At 38.8% G+C, this 20,121-nt stretch carries 12 protein-coding genes; 5 read left to right on the forward strand and 7 right to left on the reverse strand.

Annotated elements, in window-relative coordinates; translation table 11 throughout:
* Window positions 1-255 precede the first annotated feature (255 nt).
* Together der and CSEC_RS06740 are read left to right on the forward strand one after the other, a co-directional pair.
* Window positions 256-1,707, forward strand: a complete 1,452-nt coding sequence (der, locus tag CSEC_RS06735) for a ribosome biogenesis GTPase Der (RefSeq protein ID WP_041017677.1) — start codon at window positions 256-258, stop codon at window positions 1,705-1,707.
* Window positions 1,708-2,242: 535 nt separating this feature from the next.
* A complete protein-coding gene (locus CSEC_RS06740; RefSeq protein ID WP_041017678.1) occupies window positions 2,243-3,631 on the forward strand; it encodes an MATE family efflux transporter in 1,389 nt (462 codons plus the stop codon).
* Here the strand turns inward: CSEC_RS06740 and CSEC_RS06745 are convergent.
* Complete coding sequence (locus CSEC_RS06745; protein WP_053331860.1) at window positions 3,628-7,329, reverse strand: DEAD/DEAH box helicase; 3,702 nt, start codon at window positions 7,327-7,329, stop codon at window positions 3,628-3,630. The genes CSEC_RS06740 and CSEC_RS06745 overlap by 4 nt on opposite strands.
* A gap of 386 nt (window positions 7,330-7,715) precedes the next feature.
* On the opposite strand from CSEC_RS06745, the gene CSEC_RS06750 reads away from it, so the two are divergent.
* Window positions 7,716-8,063: a hypothetical protein gene (locus CSEC_RS06750; RefSeq protein WP_041017680.1), complete on the forward strand. Its 348-nt coding sequence runs from the start codon at window positions 7,716-7,718 to the stop codon at window positions 8,061-8,063.
* A gap of 189 nt (window positions 8,064-8,252) precedes the next feature.
* Here CSEC_RS06750 and CSEC_RS06755 read toward each other — a convergent pair whose 3' ends face one another.
* The 6 genes from CSEC_RS06755 to CSEC_RS06780 all read right to left on the reverse strand — a co-directional run bounded on the left by CSEC_RS06755 (window position 8,253) and on the right by CSEC_RS06780 (window position 17,127).
* Complete coding sequence (locus tag CSEC_RS06755) at window positions 8,253-10,913, reverse strand: hsp70 family protein (protein WP_041017681.1); 2,661 nt, start codon at window positions 10,911-10,913, stop codon at window positions 8,253-8,255.
* Window positions 10,910-12,028 (reverse strand): alanine dehydrogenase, encoded by a 1,119-nt coding sequence (gene ald / locus CSEC_RS06760; protein WP_041017682.1) that lies wholly within the window; start codon window positions 12,026-12,028, stop codon window positions 10,910-10,912. The genes CSEC_RS06755 and ald overlap by 4 nt, the downstream gene beginning before the upstream one ends.
* A 140-nt stretch (window positions 12,029-12,168) precedes the next feature.
* Window positions 12,169-13,320 carry a tRNA 2-thiouridine(34) synthase MnmA gene (gene mnmA / locus CSEC_RS06765; protein ID WP_041017683.1) on the reverse strand — a complete coding sequence of 384 codons (1,152 nt, stop codon included), beginning with the start codon at window positions 13,318-13,320 and terminating at the stop codon, window positions 12,169-12,171.
* Window positions 13,301-14,560, reverse strand: a complete 1,260-nt coding sequence (locus tag CSEC_RS06770; RefSeq protein WP_041017684.1) for a dicarboxylate/amino acid:cation symporter — start codon at window positions 14,558-14,560, stop codon at window positions 13,301-13,303. Before CSEC_RS06770 ends, mnmA begins: the two co-directional genes overlap by 20 nt.
* 122 nt (window positions 14,561-14,682) lie before the next feature.
* Window positions 14,683-16,119, reverse strand: coding sequence for an FAD-binding protein (locus tag CSEC_RS06775; protein ID WP_041017685.1), 1,437 nt, complete (start codon window positions 16,117-16,119; stop codon window positions 14,683-14,685).
* Between the two features lie 3 nt (window positions 16,120-16,122).
* Entirely contained in the window at window positions 16,123-17,127 is a 1,005-nt protein-coding gene (locus CSEC_RS06780; RefSeq protein WP_041017686.1) for a dipeptidase, read from the reverse strand.
* 277 nt (window positions 17,128-17,404) lie between these two features.
* Between CSEC_RS06780 and CSEC_RS06785 the strand changes: the two genes are divergently transcribed.
* Both CSEC_RS06785 and CSEC_RS06790 read left to right on the forward strand, forming a co-directional pair.
* Window positions 17,405-18,577 carry a M48 family metallopeptidase gene (locus tag CSEC_RS06785; protein ID WP_161780972.1) on the forward strand — a complete coding sequence of 391 codons (1,173 nt, stop codon included), beginning with the start codon at window positions 17,405-17,407 and terminating at the stop codon, window positions 18,575-18,577.
* Between the two features lie 72 nt (window positions 18,578-18,649).
* Complete coding sequence (locus CSEC_RS06790; protein WP_041017688.1) at window positions 18,650-20,029, forward strand: dipeptidase; 1,380 nt, start codon at window positions 18,650-18,652, stop codon at window positions 20,027-20,029.
* The last annotated feature ends 92 nt before the right edge of the window (window positions 20,030-20,121 follow it).

The following is a 20,121-nucleotide window of genomic DNA, read 5'->3' on the forward strand; positions in this document are numbered from 1 at the left end:
CGAAAGAAATCTATTGTAACATTAAGGCAGAATAGATTTTAAAGCTTACCACAATACAGAAATATAAATCTATCTTTTGAGGGGCCTTTCTCAAACTATCCCTTGTTGCATTCGCTACCGCTACTTAAGTTTTAATAACAAATATAAAAATTGTTTTAAAATTATTCCTTTTTGTTTTTTAAAATTAATCTCCTTCAAAAAGACGTTATTTGGTACTATTCTTAGGTATCATTTAGTTTAAATTTAAAGCCATCCATGACCTCATATTTAAAACTTGCCCTAGTCGGCAGACCGAACGTTGGAAAATCCGCCCTTTTTAATGCTATCGCTAAAAAACGAGTCGCTATTGTTGATGAAGCAGAAGGGGTGACAAGAGATCGTATCTATACTCTTTGCGATTTTTTCGGAAAATCCTTTATCGCCGTCGATACGGGAGGAATTGATCCTAGATCAAAAGCCCCCTTTAATGAAGAGGTCAAAAAGCAAGCGGAACTTGCTATTGAAGAAGCAGACACTTTGATTCTTGTAGTCGATGGGAAAGCCGGGGTTACCCTACTTGATGAGGAGCTTGCCAGGCTGCTTCTTAAAAAACAAAAAAAAGTAGTCTTAGCCGTCAACAAAATTGATGATATCTCGAAGAGCCATCTTATTCACCAATTCCATTCTTTGGGTTTAACTAAGATCATCCCCGTCTCGGCCACACAAAACTGGAATATTGCAGAGCTTCTTGAAGCCGCGCTTTCCGGGCTTGATGAGAAAAAAGGAGAGGAAAATAATTATCCCAAAGTCGCTGTCGTAGGAAGGCCGAACGTTGGAAAATCCTCCCTTGTTAACTACTTGCTTCAAGATGACCGCTGCATTGTAAGTCCGATTCCCGGAACTACAAGAGACAGCATCGATGTTACTCTAATTCATAACGAAAAACCTTATATCTTTATCGACACCGCTGGTATTCGAAGAAAAAAAGCAGAACATGATGTCGTTGATAAATTTGCGGCCATTAGAACTCAAGAAGCCATTGAACGCTCCGATATTTGCATCTTAATGATTGACGCCGTTGAAGGGATTACCCTTCATGATAAAAAAATTTCCAAATCTATAGAGGATGCCGGCAAAGGCTGTATTCTTTTAATTAATAAATGGGACTTAATTAAAGGCTTTAGAATGGAACATTGCCTTCAAGGCATTGAAGAGGAAGTCCCCTTCTTAAAACATTGCCCCAAGGTTTTCACTTCTGCAAAAACCGGAAGAAATGTGGATGAAATTTTCCCTCTTATCGATCTTATTGTGGAAGAGGGCAAAAAAAGGATCACAACCCACCAACTCAATGCTTTCCTTGTTCGAGCCATGCAGCTTAACCACCCTCCTATGATCCAAGGAAAAAGGCTTCGCATTTACTATATGACCCAAGTCGATGTCAATCCGCCTAAGTTCATCTTGTTTGTAAATTATGCCTCCCTTCTCTCGGATACTTATAGAAAGTATCTTTATAATCAGTTTAGAAAGTCTTTTGCGTTTACAGGCCTTCCAATCCGTATCCATACTAAGGATAAGGCTAAAGAGAGCCGAAAGAAAAAAGCTGAAAATCGATTAACCCCTTTACCGGAAAGCGTCTATCAAAGAGAAAAGATGGCAGAGACGCTCGATGAACAGGAAGACAGGCTTGAACAACTTCAAGCTTTCGAAGATGAAGATGGCCTTGATTAGCCATTAACCACAAAATAGGTTAATCAGTTTAATCTGCAAACCCATGACTGTCAAGGCCAGGGCCTGACCTTAGATTTCATATTTTTTTATAAATAAAGCTCGACGGAAAGTTGTTTGTAATTACAATCTTTCATTTTTTATATATTTTTTTTGAATTTACTTATCTTCTAATAAGAATTTTTTAAATTCTTATTTTTATAAACAAAAAAGATATTAGTGTGAATTTTTCAGAAATTTAAATTAAAATTTATTGATTTCTTTAACGGTTCCTCTTTTTAGAAAATATCAAAGAACTACCAACCCAATCTTAAACCTTAAGATAAAGCAAGCTTGCATAAAGAACGGCAGAAGAAGCAAAGGATGCTGTTTTCAGGATCCTGACCTTATTAAAGCGCGGGGGTTGGTAATGAACTAAAAAGATTGATACCCCGATTGAAAAAATAATTATTATTTTGTTTGCAAAACGGGTTAAAAATTTTCTTAAAACGAGACTTGTGGCAGTATGCGATAATAAAAAAGGATCGTTTATAAGACTATGCCGCATAGTTATCAATTAACCCGCTATCCCTTGGGCAGCCTGCGTGAAATTTGGGCCCTTTCCTGGCCCCTGATATTAAGCCTATTTTCTGCAAGCTTAATGCATTTTTCCGATAGGATTCTATTATCCCATTATTCTATTGATACTTTAAATGCCGCAACTACCTCTGGGACTGCTGCCTATAGCCTTCTTATACTTCCCCTGTCCTTGGCTGGCATCTCTCAAGTATTTGTAGGAAGATTCCATGGCAAAAATAAGTTGAGAGAGTGCGGCAAACCCGTCTGGCAAATGATTTTCTTTTCTCTAATGACAATCCCGATCTTTGTACTTTTGGGGAGCATCTTTCCTGAAGTGTATTTCAAAGACTCTAGGATTAAGTCAGAAGAAACACTTTACTTTAGCTGGCTTCTTTTTTTCTCGCCGATTTTCTGTTTGAATGCCGCGCTATGCGGATTTTTCACAGGAACCGGAAAGGTAAAAATTGTAACTATCTGCATTGTCCTTGCCAATGCCTTAAACATCTTTCTCGATTTAATTTTAATCTACGGCAAATTTTATTTTCCGGAACTTGGAATTAAAGGCGCTGTTTTAGCAACAGGAATTGCGGAATCTTTAGCCACTTTTCTTCTCTTCGCTATTTTTTTATCCAACAAAAATAGAAGGCTTTATCATACTTTAAAACCCTCTTGGGATTTCAGGTTATTTAAAGAATCATTCAAAGTCGGGTTGCCGGCAGGTCTTGGCGTAGCTATTGAAGTGAATGCTCATTTCCTTTTTATGAAAATGATTAGTTATACAGGCGAAATAGAACTATCCATCGCCTCCTTGCTTCAAAGCCTATATTTTTTAGTGATGTTTCTGCCGGAAGGCCTTTCAAAAGCTGTGACTGCTATATCTTCCAATCTAATCGGAGGACAAGAAAGTAAGCCCATTTTTAAAATGCTTAAGTCTGCTTTTATATTACATACAATCTTTTTTACTTTTCTTGCTTCCTTCCTCTTTTTCTTTTTTTCAAGCGTGTTGGAAACCTTTTTTATTGCAGATCTTGCCTTTATGAAAAACCCTCAATTTATTGAGAAAGCAAGCAGCTCATTTCTCTATTTTCTTCTTTTCTTTTTGGTGAATGGCTTTAGTAAAATTTTAACAGGACATCTAACCGCCGCAAAAGACACCCGCTTTATTTTAAAAGTGGAAAGTTTACTCATTTTAGTTGCCTACCTTTTACCCCTATACTATGCCCTTATGGTTTCCGATGGGGGCGTGAAAGAAGCTTGGGCTATTTTTTTCTTCCATAGCTTTTTTAGTTTTCTTATTTTTGGAAGACGATACCTATCCTCGAAATGGGCCATTGGCGAAAAGGATGCCATAAAAGCAGAAGAGGCCTAAGGGTCGATAGAAGCGAACTCAAGGAGAGCTTTAAGATCGGATCGGTCGAATTCTTTCATAAACCTGAAGTCTTCTTGAATGATGACTTCGCTAAGAAGTGCCGCTTTTTTCTTTATGATCGCATCGATCCTTTCTTCGAAGGTGTTTTTAGTAACAAGCTTAAAAACTTGAACCCCCCTTGTTTGACCATAACGATGCACCCTGTCTGTCGCTTGATTTTCTTTAGCAGCGTTCCACCATCTGTCATAGTGAATTACAATGGAACCGGCTGTTAGATCAATTCCAAGCCCTCCTGCAAGAAGCGAAGCTAAGAAAACTTTGCACTCAGGATCCTTATTAAATCGGCTGACTTCTCTTCCTCTTTGTAAAGTCGCGCCTCGAAGAGAAGCAAACCCAATGCCTTTTTCCTGCAAATAAAGCTCCATAATATCAAGCATGGCTAGGTACTGCGAAAAGACGACCACTTTCTGACCGCTTTCTAAAGCCTCGGATAAAAGCTCAATAAACAGATTCCATTTACCCGATTCAAATTCATTGTAAAGAAACGGCTTCTTTAGAAAAACAGCCGGGTGGTCGCAAATTTGCTTAAGATGAGTCAAAAGGGCAAAAATATGAACCAAAGGAACAGGCTTTGAGTAATTATCGATTTCATGGAGAATTTTCTCTCTTGATTTACTTAAAACTTCGTTATATAAGACAAGCTGCTTGTCTGTTAAATCACAATGGGATACTTCTTCTGTTTTCTCAGGCAGATCCTCTAAAACTTCTTTCTTGATTCTTCTTAAAACAAACGGATGGATAAGGCGTCTTAAGGTTTTTTTTCGATTGTCATCATTCTCTTTCTCGATGGCTTTCTGGAAATATTCCTTATACTCTTTTTCAGGCGGCATATAGCCTGGGAGCACAATTTCAAAAAGCGCCCTTAGCTCAGATAGATTATTTTCAATAGGAGTGCCGGTTAACCCAACCCGCATAAACGCATTAATAGAAATGAGAGCTTGGTGGACCCGTGAAATCGAATTTTTGGCAATTTGAATCTCATCGCAAATTAAAAGATCGAAGGCTATCTTGGAAATTTCCTTAGCATCGCTCCTTAATATCCCGTAGGTTGTTAAAAAAATGTCATGGCCTTCAAAATCTTTTAAAGCCCTTTTCTGGCCATGATAGGAAAAGACTTTTATTAACGGCATGAATTCATTTAATTTTTCACGCCAGTGATACATTACAGAAGTTGGGCATACAATTAGAATTTTGGGCTTTGGCTTCGAATTTTCATTATTTAAACTAAAAATAGCTGAAATCAAGCCCATCGATTGGTGCGTTTTTCCAAGGCCCATATCATCGCAAAGAAGCCCTGAGAGTCCATGGAGATAAAGAAAGAAAAGCCAAAAGACACCTGTTTCCTGATAAGGTCTAAGCTGGCTTTTCAGCTCTGACAGGTTGGGCATAAGATGAGGCCTGAAGCTTCTTAACTCATCTAAAATTTCTTGCGATTTTTTTAAATCTTTAGGATCGACTTTAAGCTCTAAATCAAGAAATGCATCCACTTTATAGAAGTCGAGAGGAGATAGTAAAATTCGATTCTTTTTAGGATCGATTTGCTTTTTCTTAAGTGATTTAAGCCACCTGTAATTGATTTCCTTTAAATTAATTAAACCGGCATTTGAAAAAATAAAGTCCTTTTTTTGAAAAAGAGCTTCTAGAATTTCTCTTAAGGCAACTTCTCCATATTCGGTTTGATAATAGATTGAAAGACCGTATTGACTGCCCTCTTTAGTGATTTGTTTTATGAAAGCTTTAATGAGACTTGGTTTTTTTATTCTATCATCGTAATAGGGAATGACTCTTTTTAATCCCGCCAGTTCGTTTTGAAGAAAAGAGAGCACCTTTTCTTTTGGGATTTTGAGGTCTTGCTTATAGCTTTCCGGAAGCCGTAGGTGGGGTGGAAGTTCATAAAACCCTTTGTCCCTAACATAGACTACATCATCATACAGAATCACCTGTTGCCAGGTGAGATCTTTTGCAAGTTCAAAATGGGGTTTTAGCTCAAGGGTCTCCGGGGTTTCAATTTTTAATTCCATCCACGATTTAATTATGGGCGGAAATTGTGTGAAGAAATGGGGTATCAACTTTAATTCTTCCCGTCTTTCTTTAATAAATAAAGGCACTTGCTCTTTTGCTAAGGAAAGACCCGGCCTAATAGAAAGAGGCGCTGTCTGCGGTTTTTTCTGATAAAACCCTTGACCTTCAATGTAAAGGTAATTGCCAAATTCTTTTGTTTTCAAAGTCCCGGCATGAAAATGAAGTTTTGCTCCGAAAGTAAGCCTGCCGCTTTTATCCACAGAATATGCCAGCATCTCCTCAAGTGAGCTCACAAAAATATGAAAACCCGGCATCTCATTCAAGAAGGATTTATATTTTGTGATAAAAGCGCTTATTTCCTCTTCAGGGACCTTTTTAGGAAGCTTTTCTAAACTTTTTTTATCCAGCTTAAAAAAGCCTTTTGTTTGAATAAAAGCCCAATCCCCAAATAATTGTGAAAAAGGAAGCAATAAATCTTTCATTTCAAAAAGATAAGGCTCTAAATCTAAGTTCCACTTATCATCAAATTTAAGATCATATTTTAGATGAACAGGCTTCTTATCTAGGGGAAAACCGCCAAATTCCTTACCCAGTTTAAAAAGATATTCATCTAGAAATTGACCGATAGATTCTCCATGAATTCTCTTGTCTTTGTTTTCAGACTTAAAAGACCTTGGGAAAAAACCAACATTTGGGATGTAGGCAAAATCGCCTATAACAAAGGATTCATTTTTGCCGATTTTATTTTCTTCTTTTGCCTTATAGGGCAAATGAAGAACCCCTTCTTTTTCGTCATACCACGCATGGATAAGACGCTCCTCTTCTTCCTCAATAAAAACTTGTAGCGAAGCGCTCACTGTTTTTAATGAGGGAATGATAGAAGATAGCTTTTCCATCGGGAATTCAAAACGGAAACGAAAACTCTGAAAAATTGCCTCGATCTGGTGGGGAAGCTCATTTTGTCTTTCTACAAATAAAACTTCATATTTATTATTTTCTATTTGCTCAAGAAAACAACGCTTTCCAAAATCATTCCAAAAAGAAAACTCAAACCGCTGCTTTTCATTAATTTTTCCTTCTTGCCATAAGAGTCTCTCCTCTTCTGTAAGCGACAAATAGCTTAAAGATCCTTCTTGGAGAGAAGCCCTATTTTTAAAAACCTCTTCAATGAGTTTTTTCCCTTCATCCGATAGAGGTTGAAAGTAAAATCGACAACTCGAAGATTCGTTCTTTGCTTTAAGTTCATTTTTTGGAGAGATTATAAAAAGATCGGGGTCTTCGTGAAAGCAATCTTCGGCAAGCTGAAAAAGAGCTCTCCAAAAACTATGGAGGTAGAGCATGTGCAAAGGCTCTCCGCTTCTACCTATAATCCATAGATAAGAGGCTGCGATATGGACGCATTTTTCCTCCTCACTATCGCATATCGGACAAAAGCTATCGTGAAGAAAGCCAAGGTCGTCTACTTGCAAAAACGTCCAAATGAGCTGCCCTGTAGGCGGATCTAAAATTTCGACTTGATAAGCCCCTTGCGCAAATTCCGCATCTTTTGGCGGACTTAGAGCCAATAATTTTTTGGCTTCTTCCTTAAAGGGTTTTAAGATCTCAGGCAGACTCATGATATATAAAAATTTTTATAATTGGCTATTTTGAAGGTATACCGAAGGCATTTCAAAAGTTGGTTTTTAGCTTTGCCGGTATCCTGGCCTTTAAATCGGGCTGCATCGCACTTGGCCTTTAGGCAGGCGCTGCTTCGCCGCCGGCAAACCTGATTTAAATTCGAGTCATCGGCTTTGTTAAAATTCCAACTTTTGAGATACCTTCGGTATAACAGTGAATCTTTTTTAATCCTACTATTTCTATTAAACTGAGTCAAATCTGTTGTTGAAATTTCATAAAAACATATAAACTAATAAACTAGCATAGTTAATTATTTAAACCAATTAATCTGATATTAATATTACTAAATTAAAATATAAGACAAAAACTAATCCAAGGCAAAACTATGAAACAACTCATTTTAAAAACTTTTCTTACTGGTTTTGGAGCCCTTGCTTTTTTTGCTCCTTGGCAAGCGGAAGCTCTAAAAATCAAAGTTCAACCAAGCCTTTCTTTTTTCCAATCTTACGGACACGTAAGAGAAGAGCCGGTAGTGGTACAACCCGTTCAACCTGTTATGGTTCAGGAAGTTTATTATACACACCCTTATCCACCTCAAAGAGTTCCGGTTCTTGTCCCGGCACCTGTTTATAATGTTTATTACCCGCCGCAAAGAGTCGTTTATCATCCGCCTATGCACTATAGAACACATTCCCATAGCACTAATTTCGGACTGACTTTTAAATTCAGATAATAAATCTACTAACCCGATTTGCATTATGCAATTCGGGTTTTTATCTCGATCTATTGAGACAAACCCCTTTTTCGAGCGGCATCAACCAAGCTTTACTCTCCAAAACTAAACTCCCACGGGTTTGGATTTCGCGAAGAAAATACGAAATCTTCTTTTCAGCTCCAAAGAAGAGATTTGGTCCCTCAAGGCTTAAAGCGCCAACCCATAAGGAATGGAATCCCCAAGAAGTTCGAGGTCTAAAGAGACGGGTAGAAGCTCTTTTGGAGCTTTTGTTTTTAAGTATTCCGATGTCTTTTGATATAGGTCATTATCAATATCAAATTCCCGAATGCCTCTTTGAGAAATTTGCATTAGCGCCGAATAATATTCCGTTCTATCGGACTCTAAAGTTAATAATTTTTTGACCCATTCTGAAGCTTCTTCTTTGGGAATGAGATTTTCAATGGAAAGACTTAAAAGTTTTCTTGATCCAAGACGTCCAATGGCGTAAAGAGAAGCGCTGTCTCTTTTCTTATTTTCATCCATATATTTAAAAAGAGCTCTCCCTAACTTAATTTTCACCTTCGGCTCTAAAAGTTCAAAAGAAGAAAGGGTTCTTGCAAGTTCTGCAATCACATAGCTATTTTGATTTTTGGTGACAATGGCACCCTCTTTATCCAAAAGCCTGGCAAGAAGCGGAATGGATATTTGATGTTGCTGGCCTTTATTCAAGCCAAGAGAAAGCCTTCTTAAAGCGATTAGCTCTTGCAAGAAAACGTCATCGCTTTTCTTCTCTTTAAACCTCTTTAAATAAATTTTCCAAAAAGAATTTATTTTTTGATCATCCATCGGGTAGCCGATGCCGGGGCGCATGAAGTAGCCGAATAAGTTCCACCATTTACTCTCCGAAACAACGGATTTCTCTTCATAAAGGGCTAGAAGCTCGCCTGCAAAATTCCTGAAGAGGGCTGTTGGAAACTCCCCTTTCTTTTTTTGTAAAAGGGTCTCAATATCTTCTAAAACGTTTTCTTTAAAAGGTTTTTCAATAAAGCCTTTTCTTAATTTTTGAGCCGCCTCCTCGATTTCTTTTTCTTCAAAAGTCCCTTCGGTTTCAGAGCGACCGTAGTGCGATTGAATTTTTGTTGGGGCGTCTAAAAAAAATTCCAGTTTCCAGGAATGCGGGGTTTTTTCGGAATCTAGACAAAGATCTAAAGTTTGAAGAGCGGTTAGATGCGCTGATAATTTAACAGAGATAGGTTGAGACAAAACTGCTCCTTTACCGTACCGGATAAAAGTCCTGACATCCGATACTTTCGTAAAACTTTCTTCATCAATGTCTACAAAAGTCCCCTGAGTATCAATAGGCCTTATAGAAGAAGATAATAAAGTAAAACTTACGGGTTCATTAGGCTTTACTTTGAAGGGTTCGCTAAAAGAAAATCTCTCATTTAAAGAGCATCCCCGGCTAAATAGGGTTAATGCTTTTTTTTCCTTCCCTTGTTGCAATACCAAATAGTAGGATTTCGGCAAGCCGGCCCTTATTTGGACACCTTCTCCTTTTTTGGAAAGAGAAAAAGAGCAAGCCCCTTTGGAGCACGCTTGATCATAATTTCTATTTTCAAGCATTTTTATCGATTGGTCAGGGTACCATGCTCTTATAGCTTCCATGACCCAATTCCTTGTCAAAGCGCTTTTAAAAACGCCGCCGTTAAATAGGATGTTTGCGGGGAATTTATCGGATGGCAGCTTGGTTTTTAGAAAACTCCCTAAATGAAATAAAAGGTTTGGATTTTCTTCATAAGGTAAACCAAAAGTTTTTAATCCTTGCCGGCTTTTTGATTTTACATCAATAGATTCCAAAGGGACATATTTAAAAAAGCCATTTTGTAATAATAAGAGAGCTTCTTTGGTGTTTAATGTAATTTTTATCGTATTGGCAATGACTGAAGATGAGCTTCCCTGAAGCAATAGCGAATATTCTTCTTTGGGGTCTAATCCCATAAATTCTTCTTTTATCTCTTTCACTTTTCGAACTAATTTTTGAAAGAGAAAGCTATCTATTGCTTTTAGAAAATTCCCATTTTCTTCAAGAAAGGTTGCCAAGCAAAGGTCCATGTTATCGCCGCCAAGAAGTAAATGTTCTCCAACTGCAATCCTAGTAAGACCTTCTTCTCCGCATTCAATCAAACTGAAGTCGGTAGTTCCCCCTCCACAGTCAACGATAAGGTTTAAGGAATTTTCCCCTAAAATCTCTTTCCAATTTTTTTTATTGTCTTGCAGCCAGGAATAAAAAGCGGCCTGCGGCTCCTCTAAAAGAGTGATATTTTTTAAGCCGGCAAGGGTAGCTGCTTGTTCGGTAAGCCTTCTTGCCTCCTCTCCAAAAGAGGCAGGGATCGTGATGATCGTTTCAAGCTCAGGCAATTCTAAAGAAATGTTTCCCTTAGAGACTTCTTTTTTCCAAGCCCACACAATATGTTCTAGAATCCTTGTTGTGGCAACAAGCGGGCTTATTTTTAAAGAACCGTCATTTAGCCCAAGAGGTAAAAAAGCTTCTTCCCGATGAGCTCCGCCATAGCAAAGCCAGCTTTTAGAAGAGGCAATCAGCCTGTCGGGTCTTTCACTGCCAAGGGCAACAGCTTTTTCCCCAATGCAGTAAGACATAGGTCTGTCGAGGTCAATTTCTTTAGGGGCCATCTCAAAAGAACTTGCAAGATAGCAGCAAGAAGGAAGGGCAGTAAGCTTTTTTAATTCCCCGGTTTTTGAAAGCTGGGGAATTAAAAAAGGTTTAATCTCTTTCTTTGCCGATTCACTATCGACAAGAGACAAGGTAGTGTTTGTTGTGCCTAAATCTATACCGACAATCAGTCTCATAATTTTCCGATAAATTTTTCAGCGGGCGTGTAAGGGTAGCCTAAATCATGAGCTACCCCCTCATAACATACGTCTCCATAGCAAACATTTAAGCCATTTAACAAATGAGGGTTTTTAAAAGCATCATTAAGTCCGAGATTGACAATTGTTTTAACAAAAGGGATGGTTACCATTGTGAGCGCATAAGTAGCGGTTTTTGCAGCAGCACCCGGCATGTTTGTCACACAATAATGAATAATACCCTCTTCGATGTAAGTTGGTTTTTCATGCGTTGTAGGCCTTGAAGTTTCAAAACACCCCCCTTGATCAATTGAAATATCAACAATGCAAGATCCTTTTTCCATTAACTGCAGCATCTTTCGAGTCACAAGTTTTGGTGCTTTTTTTCCTTGAATCAAGACAGCTCCTATGACAAGATCGGCATCTTTTAAGCTATCCTCAATGGAAGAGGCGGTTGAAAAAATAGTTTTAACCTCACCTTTAAAAAAAGCATCGAGCCATTTTAATCTTTCAGGCTGCTTTTCGATAATAGAGACAGAAGCGCCCACCCCTTTTGCCATTCGGGCTGCTTCAAACCCGGCTGTCCCACCTCCTAAAATGACAACGTTTGCGCCGGGCACGCCTGGAACACCGCCAAGAAGGATCCCTTTTCCTCCATTATTTACCTGCAGAGCAGTTCCGCCCATCTGTATAGAGATTCTTCCGGCTATCGCGCTCATCGGTTCTAAAAGAGGAAGTCTTCCTTGGGCGTCGGTTACAGTTTCATAGGCAATGCCAATGATCTTCTTTTTCAAAAGAGCTTCTGTTAATTCTCTATCCGGAGCTAAATGAAGGTAGCAAAAAAGAATTTGCCCTTCTCTTAAAAGGGAGATTTCTTGGCTTTGAGGTTCTTTAACTTTGATGATCATATCGGCTTCTTTATATATCGCTTCTGCCGAAAAAAGAATCTTAGCTCCCATTTCTTCATAGAGTTGATTTGTAAAACCGATAAGCTGTCCGGCATTATTCTCAACAAATACTTGCGCTCCCATATCCGTCAATTCCCGCACCATCGAAGGGGTAGCTCCGACTCTTGCTTCGCCTTGTTTGATTTCTTTGGGTATTCCTATTTTCATTTAAAAAGACTCCGGTTGATGTGATGAGTTTTCTTTATAGCCTTTCAGTTTTTAAGATTCTTAAAGAAGCTTTATGAAAAAATTTAAGTAAAGGAAGTCTTCGATTTCCACATCTTTAACGCTTTTATCTTAAGACTTCACTAAACCGCTTTTTTAAAGGAGATAGTATCAGGAAGGGATTTTCCCATCTCGTAATAATTTGGGGAAGAACCGATAATTTGAGCTCCTCCAAGGCATTTATTGCCCTCATAAAATACGATGGATTGGCCGGGTGTTATAGCTCTTTGAGGCCTTGAAAACTTTATGTGCAAGGTTCCATCCATCAACTTTACGACTTCACAAGCTTCATCACTTTGGCGATAGCGGATTTTGCTTGATGCCTTTAAGGGAAATTCCGGCTCTTCACCTTTAATCCAAGTGGCTTCTTTTGCAAAAAGCTCGTCTGCATAAAGAGCTCTTGAGTCATTCCCCTGATCGACAATAAGGACATTCCTTGTTACATCTTTTCCGACAACAAACCAAGCATCGCCTTCTCCGCCAATTCCAAGGCCCTGTCTTTGGCCCAAGGTATAATAAGCAATGCCTTGATGCTGTCCTAAAACCTTACCGGATAAGGTTTCAACATTTCCTTTTTTAATCGCTAGATACTGGCTCAAAAACTCTCTAAATTTTCTCTTTCCGATAAAACAGATCCCGGTGGAGTCTTTCTTTTTGGCATTGGCAAGACCCTTTTCTTCTGCGATCCGGCGGACCTCTTTTTTTGACATCTTACCGAGAGGAAAAAGAACCTTGGAAAGAACTTTCCCATCAATGGCATGGAGAAAATAGCTCTGATCTTTACTTGAGTCTTCCCCTTTAAGAAGGAAAAACTCGCCATTGCTTTCACTTATGTCGCAGTAGTGGCCGGTCGCTAAGAAATCGGCTCCGAGACTTAAAGCTTTTTCAAAAAGCACCTTGAATTTGATTTCGCGGTTGCAAAGGATATCGGGGTTAGGCGTTAATCCCGATTCATAGTCTTTTAAAAATTGAGCAAAAACATTGTCCTGATACTCTTTTGTGAAATTCACACTATAGTAAGGGATGCCAATAGTCTCTGAGACACGAACGACATCGTCATAGTCTTCCTTAGACTTGCAAACCCCGTTTTCATCAGACTCTTCCCAATTGCGCATATAAAGGCCTATCACATGATAGCCCTGCTCTTTTAGAAGGAGTGCGGAAACCGCCGAGTCCACCCCCCCCGACATGCCAACTACAACTGTCCTTATTGACTTATCCGTGGGCGAGGACATGGCCCTCTCCTTCGGTTTTAGCAATAATCACAGCGCAGCAAGTATTTCCAAGAACGTTTACAACGGTTCTAAACATGTCTAATATCCTTTCAACAGCTAAGATTAAAGCGACGCCATCGCCCGGCAAGCCGGCTGTATGCAGGATCATAACGATCGCAACGATACTTGCAGAAGGAATCCCGGCCATGCCAAAGGAGGTTAGAATAGACATCAGGATGATAATAGCTTGGAGACTGACGCTTAATTCGATACCGTAGGCCTGGCAGATAAAAAAAGTTGCGACGCAAACGTAAAGCGCTGTGCCGGATAAGTTCAGGGTCGTTGCAAGTGGCAGGGTGAAGCTCGTTATCCTATTTGAAACACCGGCCCTTCTTTCCACGCATTCAATCGAGATCGGCAAGGAAGCGGCTGACGAGCTTGTCGAAAAAGCTGTCAAAAGCGCCGGACCCATCGCTTTAAAATGACGAATCGGGTTGACGCCGCCTAAAAACTTAAGCAGGAGGGGAAGTGCAATAAGCGCATAGATCGCAAGAGAAATTAGGACGGTTAAAAAGAAAAAGCCGATCGGCTTAATAGAGTCCAAACCTGTTGTAGCTACAACTTTAGCAAATAAACCGAAAACCCCGATTGGCAAGGCTTGCATGACAAGATGGGTCATGCACATCATTACTTGAAATAAGCCTTTCCAAAAACCTAAGAGCACATCGCTTGGACCTTTTTCAATTTTCGGGATAAAAAAGCCGAAAAGGAGGCTGAAGAAAATAAGCCCGAGCATTTGGCCTTGGGAGGCCACCGCCAGAATGTTTGACGGGATTAATTTTAGAAAGATCTGTGAAATTTTTGTAAAGGCATCCTGTTTTTCTAAATTTAAAGAAACAGCCGGGTTTTGGAAAGCTTCTTTTAAAACCATCGTATGCCCCTCGCCGGGCGCTAAAAGGGTTACAAAAAACCAGCCGATAAGAACGGCCAAAATGACGGTGCCAATAAAAAGCGAAAAGGTTTTTATCCCAAGCGAGCCGAATGAATGTTCACTGCTCATTCTTGCAGTTCCGGTTATTATGGAAGCTGCAACGAGCGGGACCACAACCAGGGTAAGTGCATTAAGAAACAATTGACCAATCAATCCGAAAATATCGACAAGGGGGACTGAAAAAAGAGTTTTTTCGGTTCCGGCAAAAGCTCCCGCCAGGGCAGCTAACGTCATTGCAATAAACACTTTGAAAAGCATGTGTTGCTTCATAATCTAAGACCTTTCATGATATCTTTTTTCCGTGAATTAAAGTTTCCTACAAAAATTACTTTAATCGGTTGAATATAAAGAAAGATTATAGACGAAATTTCTGTTTCAAAGAAGTGTTTTCCCTATCCGCGCTCTAAAACTTTTTTTTGAATATCAACAAAAGACTCCTTTGCCTGATACTTTTCTCGAAGGGAGTTATAATCTTTTTTTGAATAAATTGACCAAAACTCATCTTCTGTAAGAAAAGAATAACTATAAAGCATCTTCTTTCCTCCTTTCATAATGCAAAGACGGTCTAAGTCCTTAACAATTTCCCTCCCGGTTAAAGTCCCTTTAGCCATCCCATAAACGCCGACATCCACAAGCAGTTTTTCCTCATGGCCGGGCTGATAATGAGGAGAGAAAAGCTCTTTTCTTTCCGCTTTCTTCACTGGGCAAAGCCAGAGGGGAATGATCTTATGCTCTTTTAAAATATGGGCAATAAACTCTTCTGTTTTAGAAAAAGGCAAATAATAATCCTGGATGCAAAAGTAATTGGCAAACCATTCTTCAGTATCTTGATGTAAAAATCGGTACAGCCTGGAAGAGCCCATCATCCAACCAAAAAGGGCCCGAAACCAAAAAGGAGCTTTTGTCATTGGGTCAAACCCCTTTTCAACTTTCGACAAGCTTGTTCTCTCCGCCTTTAACTTTACTAACTCTAAAATATACCGGCTTAAAATTTTAGAATTTAGGGCATATCCCCCCATCCAAAAAGCTGCCCTATCATGTCTAAAAAGGTAGTCCTCTAAACGCATTTCTTCCCTCTCCACTTGATCTTGGGATCTCTCATGTAAATGCTGGTAAAACCAAGGAGAGTGATAGGGCTTTAAAGAGAGAAGGGGCAAGTTTGAGTTTCGCTTAACTTTAAGTTTTGCAGTAGCAATGAGTGTATTATCCAAAGAAAAGACAAGACCTTCCAGATAATCAACTTCGCCATCAAGAGATGCTTTTTTAAAAAAATCAAGCGCTTTATCAAGCGAGTTGAAACGATGGTAGGATAGTTCAACAAAGGGTTTTATTTTTTCAACTTCTATGGTCGCATTTAAAACTAATCCTAAAGAACCATAAGAGCCTGAAATGGCATAAAAAAGGTCTTCCTTATTTATTTTAGAAAGGTTTTGTATTTCTCCATCCCCTGTTAAAACCCTATAGGATTGGCACGTGTTATTAAATTGCCCAAACCTATGAGAGGAGCTTTCAATCGCCGCTCCATTAATCGCACCCCCTACCGTTATCCCCTTGAACTCAGGTAAAACTTTCGGCATAAATCCTTGGCTTTCCAGTTTCTTAAAGAAAGAGACCATGGTAAGTCCGGGCTCGATTAAAGCCGTACTGTCTTCTCGATTTAGGTTTAAAAGTCTATTTAAGGGGGATAAATCTAAAGTCGCTGTTCCATTTTTATATAACCCTCTTCTTAGGGTATTGGATGCGCTTGACGAGCGGGTTATGGAAATAGGAAGATGGTCTTTCTTGGCTTTTAAAAAATCAGATCGGATTTTGTCTAATTCACGGTTCATAGTTTAGCCCTTTAGCGCAAAATTAAAAATCTTCTCTATAAGGAAACGCCTGATATTCAGGTAAGCAATTTTTTCAATTTGTTGATTTGACAGCTTTAATTTACTCTTAAAAAGCGTAAGAACTCTTGGGTAGCAAGAGGCATTTTCAAACCTCTGAAAATACCATTCCTTATGAAGGGATCTTCTATCTTGCGGCAGATCTTCATCAAAAAAGAAATCTGCTCCAAAACAAATGGAATCTTCTCCTTTAGCGTCAAAAATATATTCTAGATGATCGGCTATTTTCTCAAAAGAAGCCTCATCTATAAAAAAACGAACAAAATTTAAACCGATTAACCCCTTTCTTTTAATAATTTCCAAGATAAGATCTTTAGGTAAATTTCGTGGAACATCTTGAATTGCGCGAGCATTGGAATGGCTTGCTATAATCGGAAGCTCCCACCCTTTTTTAGAAAGAAATTCAAGAGAATCCCTTGCTAATTTATCGGAGGCATGAGACAAATCAAGAGCCATATTCTTCTCATAGAGAATCCTTAGCATCTCTTTTCCGTCAGGCTTTAAACCAACCTCTGTTAAAGCCCCTCCCCCGAATCGATTCTCTTTATTCCATGTTAAACTAACATAAATAATTGGGGCTTCCTTTTCTATTTCCGTGAGCCTTTCAAGGCCCTTTTCCAAAGATTCTTTTTCATCTACCAAAATCGATGCGTTTTCAACCGCCAAGGCAAACCTTAGACCCTCATTTTGTTCAAAATTATCTCTTGAGATTTTTGTTATGTCTTGAGGATAATCCTTCATTAACCTTTTAAAGGCTTCCAATTGCTTTTTACCATCGAGCACCCCTTTATTTTCGTCTTCAGCAAAAAGAGCCAAGGTTTGAAAAACTACTCCACCTTCTCTTAAGAGAGGTAAGGACGCGCGGGACCTTGGGTCTAAAAAAGTTCGATCGGCTGAGCCGGATAAAAATAGAAGTAAATCGCAATGTAAATCAAAAATAGGACTCGTCATGATTAAATATCTCAATAAGAATTATGGCTTTGTTATAGTAAGTTAAATTTCTAAAAAAAAATGCAAGGATGAAAAAAATTTGCTTTTTTCAAGATTCATATTTTTAATTTATGTTCTTTTTTTAATTGCTATTGCACCAAGCAAGCTAGACGGCAGCTTTTTTTTTGGAATTAAACCTTCATTCTTCCTCGGACTTCTTTCTTTTTTTCTTAGTTACTCCTTGATTTATGCTCTTTCCCTAAAATTTAACATGAGTTTAAAAAAAGGGTTTGTATTTGTGTCTGAGCTTTTGCTTTTGGCTTGCTTTCTAATAAATTTATTCCTTTTAGGGAGCCAAAGAATCTTCTTTACTAATTTTTCTTTATTTCCGGCCGTCGTTTTGTTTAGCACTTTTTTTATTTTTCTCTATTTTCTGGGCCTATTTTTTATTCATTATTTGGATTTTCGTTTAAAATCAGGTTCTCAAGAAAATAATGAAGCGTTGGATAAAAAAGCCTATGCTCATGGCCTTCATCAAATTCTATTATTTCTACCCTTAATTTTACCTTTTTTCTTCTTACTTTTTTTCTTTCATCTGCTGAGTTTTCTCCTAGAGGATGATTTAACCGATTCAAAAGCTCTTTTGGCTTTACTTGCCATCCTCCCAATTTTCATTATTTGCTTTCCCTGGTTTGTACAAAAAGCCTGGTGCGCTTATTCTCTTGAAAGCTATGGAGAGCCTTCACTTGTTGAACATTTGAATCAGATCTGTGAAAGGGCTTCTTTTAAACACGGGGGTTTAAAAGTGTGGACAGCTTTAGATAGAGCCCCAACCGCTGCCATTATCGGCACCTATCATAAATTTAGATATATTCTCTTCACAAAAAAACTTCTTAACAGCCTTTCTGATAATGCCCTGGGGGCTGTCCTTGCCCATGAAATCGGGCATTGCAAAAAAGGACACCTTTTCTTCATACCCTTTGTTTTTTCAGGCATGTTTCTATTAGGTTTTCTTTTCTCTTTGTTTATACATCCCTCGCTTTATAATTACTTTTTACAATTTTTTAATCCCCTTCTTGGCTCTCTTGCCGAAAGCGCTTCAGACCTTGCCATTGTCTTAATCTATCTTCTTCTTTTTGCCCTATATTTTCGTTTTATCTTTGGCTTTTACATCAGGCTTTATGAAAGGGAAGCCGATCTTTATGGACAATCGATTTCAGTATCTCCAAGACACCTTATTAACGCTCTTAACACGATTGGTATTTTAGGCGGAAACATTCACTCGAAACCAAGTTGGCATCACTATAGCATAGAAATAAGAAATCAAATTTTGGAACAATCAATTGTCGACCCGAATCTTGGATTTAATCATTCAAAGAAAGTAAAAAAATGGAACCTCGTCTATGTCTTCTCATTTTTCCTTCTTTTAACTTTGGGATTCGCGGGCATCAAGCTCACGAATTTTTTATAATCAACCCTCTTCCCAAATAATAGAGATTCGAAATAAAATCGAGGAACCACCAACCACCGAAAAAGAACAAACATGAACGAAAAAAGCATTCTTTCACTATGGGAAAAAGCCTCAAAAAAAGCTATTGAGGATTATCTTCACTTTCTTAGCTATCCCTCAGTTAGTTCAGAAAAAAAGCATGAAAGCGATGTAAAAAACTGCGTTGATTGGCTTAAAAATTATATGAAAACAATGGGGCTAAAAACAGAGTTGATAGAGACAGCTGGCCACCCGACTCTTTTAGCCAGCTATGAAGTAGATCCTAATAAACCTACGCTTCTTTTATATGGTCATTATGATGTTCAACCCGTTGATCCGATCGAACTATGGCACTCCCCTCCTTTCTCGCCAACCATTATAGACGGATCTGTATTCGCAAGAGGGGCACAGGATAATAAAGGTCAAATTTTTTATTGCATTCAGGCAGTTAAATATCTTCTAGAAGAGGAAGGGACGCTTCCCTTAAACATAAAATTTTTAATTGAAGGCGAGGAAGAGACGGGCAGCCTAGGCCTTTCCAAAATCTTGCCCTCCATCAAGGATTCTATAAAAGCGGACTATGTAGTGGTGGTAGATGTTGGCATCCCGGCAAAAGATGAACCTGCCATCACTCTTGGCCTTAGAGGCATTATTACCTTCGACATCAACCTCAAAGGGTCCAAAAACGATCTCCACTCCGGGATGTACGGCGGTTTGGCTTATAACCCCAATCATGCGCTTGTAAAGGTGTTGGCCTCTCTAAGGGATGAAAATGGGAAAATTGCCATTCCGAATTTTTATGATGAGGTTGAGGACTTAACCGCTCTTGAAAGAGAAGAATATGATTTGGAGTTTGATGAGAAGAGTTATCTTAGCCAGACCGGATTTCCGCCAACAGGGGGGGAGGAAATTTTTTCACCTGGTGAGAGGCGAGCGACAAGGCCCACTCTTGAAATTAATGGAATCAATGGGGGCTATTCAGGCGATGGCTTTAAAACTGTCATCCCCAAAGAGGCGCATGCTAAAATCTCTTGCCGGCTTGTTCCTAATCAAGACCCTGAAAAAATAGGGCTTCTTGTCAAAAATCATATCCAAAAAATCGTACCGAAAGGCATTGAGGTTGAAGTTGATTTTCACGAAGGAAAAGGGATGCCTGTCAGGTTAACTAAGGACTCTCCTCTTGCAAAAGCTTTTGCTGAATCCTATGAATCCATTTTTAAGAAGAAATGCCGATATATTTTGGAAGGCGCCTCTATCCCGATTGCCGCTGAACTAAAGAACGCCTCAGGCGGCGATCTTCTTCTGGTAGGTCTTGGACTTCCCGAAGATCTAATCCATGCCCCAAACGAGAACTTTTCACTTGATAGATTCAAAAAAGGTTTTTGCATTATTGCGGGAGCACTATTTAACCTAGCTTCAGTAAATAAACAATAATTTATTGTTTTATATAAATATTAGTTTATATGCGACTTTAATATAATATTGAATTTATAAGATAAACTTCTTATACTCCTCTTTTATTATTT

Source organism: Criblamydia sequanensis CRIB-18 (assembly GCF_000750955.1).
GTDB lineage: Bacteria > Chlamydiota > Chlamydiia > Chlamydiales > Criblamydiaceae > Criblamydia > Criblamydia sequanensis.

Coding starts and splice junctions, on each gene's coding strand:
- der (WP_041017677.1), top strand. CDS start 256: ATGACCTCATATTTAAAACTTGCCCTAGTCGGCAGACCGAACGTTGGA.
- CSEC_RS06780 (WP_041017686.1), bottom strand. CDS start 17,127: ATGACGAGTCCTATTTTTGATTTACATTGCGATTTACTTCTATTTTTA.
- ald (WP_041017682.1), bottom strand. CDS start 12,028: ATGAAAATAGGAATACCCAAAGAAATCAAACAAGGCGAAGCAAGAGTC.
- CSEC_RS06790 (WP_041017688.1), top strand. CDS start 18,650: ATGAACGAAAAAAGCATTCTTTCACTATGGGAAAAAGCCTCAAAAAAA.
- mnmA (WP_041017683.1), bottom strand. CDS start 13,320: ATGTCCTCGCCCACGGATAAGTCAATAAGGACAGTTGTAGTTGGCATG.
- CSEC_RS06770 (WP_041017684.1), bottom strand. CDS start 14,560: ATGAAGCAACACATGCTTTTCAAAGTGTTTATTGCAATGACGTTAGCT.
- CSEC_RS06755 (WP_041017681.1), bottom strand. CDS start 10,913: ATGAGACTGATTGTCGGTATAGATTTAGGCACAACAAACACTACCTTG.
- CSEC_RS06740 (WP_041017678.1), top strand. CDS start 2,243: ATGCCGCATAGTTATCAATTAACCCGCTATCCCTTGGGCAGCCTGCGT.
- CSEC_RS06750 (WP_041017680.1), top strand. CDS start 7,716: ATGAAACAACTCATTTTAAAAACTTTTCTTACTGGTTTTGGAGCCCTT.
- CSEC_RS06745 (WP_053331860.1), bottom strand. CDS start 7,329: ATGAGTCTGCCTGAGATCTTAAAACCCTTTAAGGAAGAAGCCAAAAAA.
- CSEC_RS06775 (WP_041017685.1), bottom strand. CDS start 16,119: ATGAACCGTGAATTAGACAAAATCCGATCTGATTTTTTAAAAGCCAAG.